Origin of the sequence: Micromonospora sp. CPCC 205546 (genome assembly GCF_036902715.1) — a bacterium.
Taxonomy (GTDB): domain Bacteria; phylum Actinomycetota; class Actinomycetes; order Mycobacteriales; family Micromonosporaceae; genus Micromonospora.
The window spans coordinates 22914-31589 of the sequence record NZ_JBAKHL010000074.1; the positions used below are offsets into that span (position 1 = coordinate 22914).

An 8676-nucleotide genomic window follows, 5' to 3' on the forward strand; every position below is an offset into this window, starting at 1 on the left:
CGGCGCGCGTCGTGCCAGGTCCGTCCGGCCCCGGGGCCGCCGGCGTCGACGTCGGGGGCGAGCCGGCGGCGGCGGCCATCGACCTGCGGCTGGCCGGCCTGGCGGTGGCCACCTGGCTCGCCGCGTTGGCCGGGCTGCACCTGACCGTCGGCCGGACCCTGCTGCTGGCGGCGGTGGCTGCCGGCGCGGCAGGGCTGGGCGGGCTGCACCTGGTCGGCGTCCTCGGGCAGCCGTCCGCCCCGACCCGGCGGTACGGCTGGATCGCCGTCGCCGTCCTGCTCGGCGTGCTCTGCGGTGCGACGGCGACCGCCGCCCGGCTGTCCGTCCGCGACGCCGGGCCGGTCCGGGCCCTCGTGGAGGAGCGCGCCGTCGTCACCGCCGACCTGGTCGTCCGCGACGACCCCCGCCCCGTACGCGGCGTCGCCGGACGCCCGGCCACCCTGCTCGTGCCGGCCGAACTGACCGGGATCACCGGCCCGGACGGGCAGCGGGTCGCCACCCCCGCCCGCGTGCTGGTCCTCGCCACCGATCCCGGCTGGCGGGGGCTGCTGCCCGGGCAGCGACTGACCGCCGAAGGACGGCTCGCCGCGCCGCGCGGCGGCGATCTGACCGCGGCGGTGCTGAGCGCGAAAGGCCCGCCCGCACCGCACGGCCCGGCACCGTCGTCGCAGCGGGCCGCCGGAGCGCTGCGCGCCGGTCTGCAACGCGCCTGTGTGCCGCTCCCCGACGAGCAGGGCGGGCTGCTGCCCGGCCTGGTGGTCGGTGACACGAGCCGGCTGCCGCCCACCGTGGAGGAGGACTTTCTCGCCACCGGCATGACCCACCTCAACGCCGTCTCCGGTTCCAACGTGGCCATCGTCGTCGGCGCGGTGCTGCTGCTGGCCCGTTGGGCGCGCGCCGGTCCCTGGCTGGCCGCCGGGCTCTGCGGGCTGGCCCTGGTCGGCTTCGTCATCCTGGTCCGTCCCTCGCCGAGCGTGGCGCGGGCCGCCACCATGGGCGCCATCGGGCTGGCGGCGTTGGCGGCCGGGCGTCCCCGGGCGGCGCTGCCCGCACTCTCCGCCGGGGTGGCCGTGCTGGTGCTGGTCGACCCGGAGTTGGCCGGCGACGCCGGCTTCGCGCTCTCCGTGCTGGCCACCGGCGGCCTGCTGCTGCTCGCGCCGAGGTGGCGCGACGGGCTGCGTCGCCGCGGGGTGCCGGCCGGGCTCGCCGAGGCGCTGGCCGTGCCGGCGGCCGCCCAGCTCGCCTGCGCCCCGGTCGTGGCCGGCATCTCGGGCACGGTGAGCCTGGTCGCCGTCCCGGCGAACCTGCTCGCGGTGCCGGCCATCGCACCCGCCACGGTGCTCGGCGTGCTGGCGGCGGCGGTGTCGCCGGTGTGGCCGGCCGGGGCGGAGTTCGTCGCGTGGCTGGCGAGCTGGCCCGCCTGGTGGCTGGTGACGGTGGCGCGGCACGGGGCGCGGCTGCCGGCGGGCACGCTGCCGTGGCCGGGCGGGGTGACGGGAGCCCTGCTGCTGGCCGCGCTGACCGTCGCGCTGCTGGTGGCCACCCGGCACCCGGTGGTCCGCCGGTTGGTGGCGGTGGTGGTCGTCGCCGTGGTGGTCGGCACGCTGCCGGTGCGGCTCGCCGCCCCCGGCTGGCCCCCGGCCGGCTGGGTGGTCGCCGCCTGCGCGGTCGGCCAGGGCGACACCGTGGTGCTGCCGGTGGCGGCCGGCCGGGCGGTGGTGGTCGACGCCGGGCCGGACCCGGCGGCGGCGGACGGCTGCCTGCGTCGCCTGGGCGTACGGGAGGTCGCGCTGCTGGTGGTCAGCCACTTCCACGTCGACCACACCGGCGGCGTCGCGGGCGTGTTCCGGGACCGGCCGGTGGGCGCTGTGCTCACCCCGCAGTGGTCGGAGCCCGCCGCCGGGCGGGAACTGGTCCGCACCGAGGCCGCGGCGCACTCCGTCGACGTGGTGGCGGGTGCGGCCGGCTGGCGGTACCGGGAGGGCGGGGTCGAGTTCACCGTCGTCGGCCCGCCCCACCCGTTGCGCGGCACCCGCTCGGATCCCAACAACAACTCGCTGATGCTGCTCGCCACCGTCTCCGGCGTACGGATCCTGCTCGCCGGGGACGCCGAGACCGAGGAGCAGCGGGCGCTGCTGGACGACACGGCGCCGGGCGGGCTGCGGGCCGAGGTGCTGAAGGTCGCGCACCACGGCTCGGCCTACCAGGACCCGGCCTTCCTGGACGCGGTCCGGCCCCGGATCGCCCTCGTGCCGGTGGGGACGGGCAACAGCTACGGGCATCCCAATCCTGCGGTGCTCGGGCGGCTGGCCCGGGGCGGGGCGCGGGTGCTGCGTACCGACACGGAGGGGGACGTGGCGGCGGTGCTCGGGCGGGTGGGTCTCGGGGTGGTGACGCGTGGCGCCCCGCCGGGACGACCGTAGGAATCGATGCCGATTCTCGGCTTTAGCGGTGCACTGAGGTAAATGTCTGGATTTGCACTGAGTGCGGGCTCCGCCGCCGGAGTGCTCATGAGCAGACTGGATCCGGCCGTCGGCCGTGCGAATATGGGCGGCGTGACCGCCGCCAGCCTCGCTCCTATTCTGCTCGTCCTCGGCGACGAGGAGCTGCTCGCCACGCGCGCGGTCACCGAAGCCGTGGCGAAGGCCCGCAGCATCGACCCCGACGTGGACGTCCGCGAATACCAGGCCGGCGCCCTCGTCGTCGGCGAGATCGCCGAGATGCTCAGCCCGTCGCTCTTCGGCGGGCGACGCGTGCTGGTGCTGCGCGGCGGCCAGGACGCCCGCAAGGACCTGGTGGCGGCCCTGCTGGCGTACGCGAAGAACCCCGATCCGGAGGTGCAGCTGATCGTGCTGCACCTCGGCGCGGCCAAGGGCAAGGCGTTCGCCGACGGGCTGAAGGCGGCCGGCGCGACGGTGGTGCCGGCGGCCAAGCTCAAGGGGCACCGCGACCGGGTGACCTTCGTCCGGGACGAGATCCGCCGGGCCGGCGGGAAGTGCACCGACGACGCCGCCGAGGCGCTCATCGCGGCGGTCGGCAACGACCTGCGCGAACTGGCCGCCGCCTGCTCCCAGCTCATGGCCGACACCGACGGCCGGATCGGTGCCGACACGGTCGCGCGCTACTACAGGGGGCGGGTCGAGGTGACCGGCTTCACCGTCGCCGACGCCGCCATGGTGGGCGACGTGCCGGGGGCGCTGGAGGCGCTGCGCTGGGCGCTGCACGTCGGGGTCGACCCGGTGCCGATCGCCGACGCGATCGCCGACGGCGTACGCACCGTGGCGCGGGTCGCCGCCGCCGGGCGGGGCGACCCCTACCAGTTGGCGAGCACGCTCGGCATGCCGGCGTGGAAGATCAGGTCAGCCCAGCAGCGGGCCCGTGGCTGGACGCCCGAGGGGCTGGTCCAGGCGATGCGGGCCGCAGCCGAGTGCAACGCGGCCGTCAAGGGCGGTTCCGACGACCGCGCGTACGCGCTGGAGCGGGCCGTCTTCTCGGTCGCCGCCGCCCGGCAGGGTGCCGCCCGGTGAGCGGATCGCCCCGCGGCTCGTGGGCCACGGTCCCCGCCGACGAGGAGCGCTACCGCCCGCTCTACGCGCGGGTCCTCGGGTTGCGCTTCGTCAACCCGGGCGGGGTGCTCTGCTTCCTCTTCTTCGAGGGCGCCGTCGCGCTCGCCGCGCTGCTCGCCCTCGCCGAACTGGTCACCTGGTGGGCGGTGCTCATCCTGCCCGCCACGGTGGCCGCGATGGTGAAGCTCAACGACATGGTGGCCGCGATGGTGGTCCGCTCCGCCGCTCTCGTGCCCGAGCAGGAACGGGACCGCTTCCGCCGGCAGATGGAGCCGGCGGTCGGGCGAGTCAGGGTCGACTGGGTCACGCACAGCGTGCCGGGCGTCGTCGTCGCGGCATCGCCGGTGCCGCACGCCACGCGGGCCGTACGCGAGCGGCAGGGGCACCCGGATCCGCGCCACGTGGTGGGGGAGCGGAACGGCGGGCCCGGCCCACGGCCCACGGATCGCGATCCACTCGCCTGACGGTCCCACCGACCGCCCGGCCGAACGACCGGGCTGGCGAGCCGTCCGCGAACGTCCGGCGCGCACCGGCCCCCTGAGAACCGGCCACTGAGACGCACACTCTGCCCTGAGACGCAGAACCCTGCCCTGAGACGCAACCCGTGTCCTGAGGGGGCGCCGGCTCTCGGGACGGCGATCGGCGAGCCGAGCCGACGGGGAACCGGCGACCGGAATCCTTCGGCCGCCGCGACGACGAATTCCCGGCGGAGGAGACCTCGGCCGGGTGGCGGTGCGGTACGCGAAACGGGCAGACAGCCGGAAGCCCCGGGAAGTGCCCGGGGCTTCCGGTCAGGTCTGAGGTCGCCTTGTCAGGCGGAGAGCGACACCACGCGCTTGGCGATCGCGGACTTGCGGTTCGCGGCCTGGTTCGAGTGGATCACGCCCTTGCTGACCGCCTTGTCCAGCTTGCGCGACGCGTCCCGCATGAGGATGGTGGCCTTCTCGACGTCACCGGCCTCAGCGGCCTCGTTGAACTTCCGGACGGCGGTCTTCAGCGACGACTTGACCGACTTGTTACGCAGCCGGCGCTTCTCGTTCTGCCGGTTGCGCTTGATCTGGGACTTGATGTTCGCCACGCGACAGCCTCGTCTTGATAGCTCGGGTTGGTCTGCTTCCGCGCGCGACGAGCATGCGTCATCGCTGCGCGAAGAGCCAGGCTACCAGGTCGCCCGGGACGAGCCAAAACGGCTCGGGCCCATCCCGTCGGCGGACGGCGTGCGGCCCGGCCGTGCCGGTGGCGTCGGTCAGGTCCAGCCCTGCCGGCGGGCGAGCCAGCCGAGCGACTGCTCGCCGCTCCACCGCTGGTGCGCCGGGAGGTGCGGCGACGCGGTCGACGGCGTGGAGGCGGCGGTGGTGAGGAAGTAGCCGGACAGGGCGGCGAGGGTGGCGTCCAGCGCGTCCGGGGGCGCGCCCGCCGCCCCCGGGTGCCGGGCGAAGAGCGCGTCGGCGTCCAGGCCGTCGGCGTACGCGGTGAGCAGCAGGGTCGCCAGGTCGAACCAGGCCGGCCCCTGGCAGAGCCACGTCCAGTCGCAGAACCAGGCCCGCCCCGCACCGTCGATCAGCACGTTGTCCGGCCGCAGGTCGCCGTGGATCAGACCGGACGCGTCGGCGGCGTACGCCGGGAGGAGGGACTCCAGCGCGACCAGCTCGGGCAGGCGGTCCCGGACCGGCGCGGGCAGCGGCGGTGCCGGCTCCCGGCCGGCGGCCACCTCGCCCCACCAGAGGATGTCGTCGCGGGCCAGGTCGGCGAGGCGGGGCGGCCCGAGTTCGCGCAGCCCGGCGGGGGCGACGGCCAGCGCGGCGGCGACCTCGGCGTATCCGCTGAGGGTCGCGGTCAGCTCGGCCGGGTCCCAGGGCAGCCGGGGTGTGTGCCCGTCGACGGCGTCCAGGCAGAGCACGAACCAGCCGGCCTCGTGCAGCGTCCACCGGGGGCGGGGCGCCGGCAGCCCGTCCGGCAGCCGGTCGAGGATCGCGGCCTCCCGCGCGTACCAGTCGACCAGTCGCGGATGCTCGGCGGTGGCGGCGGCCTTGACGAAGGCCCGGTCCCCGGCGGCGGTGGCGAGCACGGCGGCGAAGCCCCGGGTGAAGCCGGCCCCGGCGACCCGCGCCGCGACCACGGGCGCGCCGAGCCGGTCGCCGACGGCGGTCCGCAGCGCCGCCGGCAGCGTCTCCCACCCCGGCCGGTGGGCGGTCGCGTGGTGGGGCACGGGCGGCGGGGACGTCGGGTACACGTCCCCATGCTGCCGGGCGTCGCGCCCCGCCGCACCGCTCGGCGCGACACCACCCGTCGGGCGTCCCGCCGCGCCACCAGGGCGTCCAGCGCCCGCCGGGGTGTCGCCGTGGCGGGGCGGGGGCGGCGGCGCGGTCTGCCAGACTGCCAGGCCATGAGGACCGACGACTTCTGGCAGTTGATCGACCGGGCCCGGGCCGGCGGTGGGGGAGAGCCCCACGCGGTCGCCGCGCGGGCCGTCGCCCTGCTCGCCGAGCGCGCCCCGGAGGACATCGTGGGGTACGCCCGGCACCAGTCCCGCGTGTTGTCCGCCTCGCACAGGGTCGATCTCTGGGGCGCCGCCTACCTGATCAACGGTGGCGTCTCCGACGAGGGCTTCCACCACTTCCGGGGCTGGCTGATGGCCCAGGGGCGTGAGGTCTTCGCGCGCGCCGTCGCCGACCCGGACTCGCTGGCCGGGCTGCCGCAGGTCAGGGCCGCCTCGCTCAGCGGTGAGGAGTTCTCGGCCGCGGAGATGCTGGCGGTGCCGTGGGACGCGTACCGGCGGGCCACCGCCGCCGAACTGCCGGCGGACCCGGAGCCGGCGCCGGTGCCCGACCTCGACGACTTCTGGGACTTCGACGACGAGGAGGAGGCGAAGCGGCGGCTGCCGAAGCTCGCCGCCCTCTTCGTCGAGCCTCCCGCCGAGTGACCCCGGGCCGCAGCGGTGCCGGCCGGTGGCACCGGGTGCGGCGCGCGTAGCGGGCGTCGCTGCCCGGGAAACCGGGGGCGAGACGACGCCGGCGGGTGGTCCCGGCGGCGGGGATCGCCCGCGCAGCGGACGCGCGGCGGCGACGTGGGAGCATAGAGGGGGCCGGCGTCGTGCCGGCCCGCTCAGTTCAGCCGACCAGAACGGACCGCTGTGCCACCGACGCTCGATTCCGGCGCGAACGCTCCTGGTTCCACCGACCCGGCGCGCATCCGGAACTTCTGCATCATCGCCCACATCGACCACGGGAAGTCGACCCTGGCCGACCGGATGTTGCAGCTCACCGGCGTGGTCGACCCCCGGCAGATGCGTGCGCAGTACCTCGACCGGATGGACATCGAGCGCGAGCGCGGCATCACGATCAAGAGCCAGGCCGTCCGGATGCCCTGGACGATCCGGGAGGGTGACCGGACCGGCGAGACCGCCGTGCTCAACATGATCGACACCCCCGGCCACGTCGACTTCACCTACGAGGTGTCCCGGTCGCTGGCCGCCTGCGAGGGCGCGATCCTGCTGGTCGACGCCGCCCAGGGCATCGAGGCGCAGACCCTGGCGAACCTCTACCTGGCGCTCGAGAACGACCTGCACGTCATCCCGGTGCTCAACAAGATCGACCTGCCGGCCGCCCAGCCGGAGAAGTACGCCGAGGAACTCGCGCACCTCATCGGTGGCGACCCGGCGGACTGCATCCGGGTCTCCGGCAAGACCGGCGCGGGCGTGCCGTATCTGCTCGACGAGATCGTCCGGCAGTTCAAGCCGCCGGTCGGCGACGCGGAGGCGCCCGCCCGCGCCATGATCTTCGACTCGGTCTACGACGTCTACCGGGGCGTGGTCACCTACGTCCGGGTCATCGACGGGCGGATCAGCGCCCGCGACCGGATCAAGATGATGTCCACCGCCGCCGTGCACGAGCTGCTGGAGATCGGCGTCATCTCGCCGGAGATGGTGAAGGCCGACGCGCTCGGCGTCGGCGAGGTGGGTTACCTGATCACCGGCGTGAAGGACGTCCGCCAGTCCCGGGTCGGTGACACGATCACCATCAACTCGCGGCCGGCGAAGGAGGCCCTCGGCGGCTACAAGGACCCGAAGCCGATGGTCTACTCGGGCCTGTACCCGATCGACGGTTCCGACTACCCCAACCTGCGTGAGGCGCTGGACAAGCTCAAGCTCAACGACGCCGCGCTCGACTACGAGCCCGAGACGTCGGGGGCGCTCGGCTTCGGCTTCCGGTGCGGCTTCCTCGGCCTGTTGCACCTGGAGATCATCCGGGAGCGGCTGGAACGCGAGTACAACCTCGACCTCATCTCCACCGCGCCCAACGTGGTCTACCGGGCCATCACGGAGGACGGCCAGGAGATCGTGGTGACGAACCCGAGCGAATACCCCACGGGCAAGATCGCCGAGGTGTACGAGCCGGTCGTGCGCGCCACGGTGCTCACCCCGAACGACTACGTCGGCGCGGTGATGGAGCTCTGCCAGGGCCGCCGGGGCAACCTGCTCGGCATGGACTACCTCTCCGCCGACCGGGTGGAGCTGCGCTACACGCTCCCCCTCGCGGAGATCATCTTCGACTTCTTCGACCAGTTGAAGAGCCGGACCAAGGGCTACGCCTCACTGGACTACGAGCCCTCGGGCGAGCAGGCGTCCGACCTGGTGAAGGTCGACATCCTGCTGCACGGCGAGCCGGTGGACGCCTTCAGCGCGATCGTGCACAAGGAGAAGGCGTACAACTACGGCGTCACGATCGCGGCCAAGCTGCGCAACCTGATCCCGCGCCAGCAGTTCGAGGTGCCGATCCAGGCGGCGATCGGCAGCCGGGTGATCGCCCGGGAGACGATCCGGGCGATCCGCAAGGACGTCCTCGCCAAGTGCTACGGCGGTGACATCAGCCGCAAGCGCAAGCTGCTGGAGAAGCAGAAGGAGGGCAAGAAGCGGATGAAGATGGTGGGCCGGGTGGAGGTCCCCCAGGAGGCCTTCATCGCCGCCCTCTCCTCCGACTCCGACGCCAAGGCGCCCGGCAAGAAGTGAAACTCCGCCGGCGTCCCGGCGGATGACGACGACGTACGACGGCCGGCGCCCCGGCCGGGCTGCGGACCCCTCGGTGGTCCCGCCCCGGTCGGGGCGCCGGCC

The 8676-nt window shown here is 74.7% G+C and carries 7 protein-coding genes; 5 read left to right on the plus strand and 2 right to left on the minus strand.

Annotation, left to right across the window (positions count from 1 at the left end; all coding sequences use genetic code 11):
* The first annotated feature begins 11 nt into the window (after positions 1-11).
* The 3 genes from V6U77_RS25255 (at position 12) to V6U77_RS25265 (ending at position 4030) form a co-directional block, all read left to right on the plus strand.
* A complete protein-coding gene (locus tag V6U77_RS25255; protein WP_334609184.1) occupies positions 12-2423 on the plus strand; it encodes a ComEC/Rec2 family competence protein in 2412 nt (803 codons plus the stop codon).
* A gap of 123 nt (positions 2424-2546) precedes the next feature.
* Positions 2547-3527 (plus strand): DNA polymerase III subunit delta, encoded by a 981-nt coding sequence (gene holA, locus V6U77_RS25260; protein ID WP_334609189.1) that lies wholly within the window; start codon positions 2547-2549, stop codon positions 3525-3527.
* Entirely contained in the window at positions 3524-4030 is a 507-nt protein-coding gene (locus V6U77_RS25265) for a hypothetical protein (RefSeq protein ID WP_334609185.1), read from the plus strand. Before holA ends, V6U77_RS25265 begins: the two co-directional genes overlap by 4 nt.
* 347 nt (positions 4031-4377) lie before the next feature.
* On the opposite strand, the gene rpsT is transcribed toward V6U77_RS25265, so the two are convergent.
* Both rpsT and V6U77_RS25275 read right to left on the minus strand, forming a co-directional pair.
* Positions 4378-4644: a 30S ribosomal protein S20 gene (rpsT, locus tag V6U77_RS25270; protein ID WP_088998874.1), complete on the minus strand. Its 267-nt coding sequence runs from the start codon at positions 4642-4644 to the stop codon at positions 4378-4380.
* Positions 4645-4812: 168 nt separating this feature from the next.
* Entirely contained in the window at positions 4813-5799 is a 987-nt protein-coding gene (locus V6U77_RS25275) for a phosphotransferase (RefSeq protein ID WP_334609186.1), read from the minus strand.
* Positions 5800-5952: 153 nt separating this feature from the next.
* On the opposite strand from V6U77_RS25275, the gene V6U77_RS25280 reads away from it, so the two are divergent.
* Together V6U77_RS25280 and lepA are read left to right on the plus strand one after the other, a co-directional pair.
* Positions 5953-6489 (plus strand): DUF4240 domain-containing protein, encoded by a 537-nt coding sequence (locus tag V6U77_RS25280; protein ID WP_334609187.1) that lies wholly within the window; start codon positions 5953-5955, stop codon positions 6487-6489.
* A 210-nt stretch (positions 6490-6699) separates the two neighbouring features.
* Positions 6700-8574 carry a translation elongation factor 4 gene (gene lepA / locus V6U77_RS25285; protein ID WP_334609188.1) on the plus strand — a complete coding sequence of 625 codons (1875 nt, stop codon included), beginning with the start codon at positions 6700-6702 and terminating at the stop codon, positions 8572-8574.
* The last annotated feature ends 102 nt before the right edge of the window (positions 8575-8676 follow it).